A 240-nucleotide genomic window follows, 5' to 3' on the forward strand; every position below is an offset into this window, starting at 1 on the left:
GGCGCTCAATGGTGCCAGTGCCACCGTACACCGCTCGACCATCCGCAGTGACGCCCGTGGCCTGGCGCTGAGTGCTGCAGGGGCGGGCAACGGCTCGCGCGCCTCGATCAACGACAGCGTGATCGAAGGCGGCGTACAAGGCGCGACCATCAATGCCAGTTCTGCCGAACTGCAGCGCAGCGAACTACGCGGCACGGGCGCCAGCAGCGAGGGCGCACGACTGGTTGCCGGCACCCTGAT

1 protein-coding gene is annotated in these 240 nt (G+C 68.3%); it reads left to right on the plus strand.

The genetic code is table 11. The features are described from left to right. Window positions 1-240 (plus strand): hypothetical protein (locus tag R0J88_RS23120; protein ID WP_410901332.1); only part of this gene is annotated, 240 nt, incomplete at both ends.

It is taken from the genome of Pseudoalteromonas sp. SIMBA_162, from assembly GCF_046535955.1.
Taxonomy (GTDB): Bacteria; Pseudomonadota; Gammaproteobacteria; order Enterobacterales; family Alteromonadaceae; genus Pseudoalteromonas; species Pseudoalteromonas marina.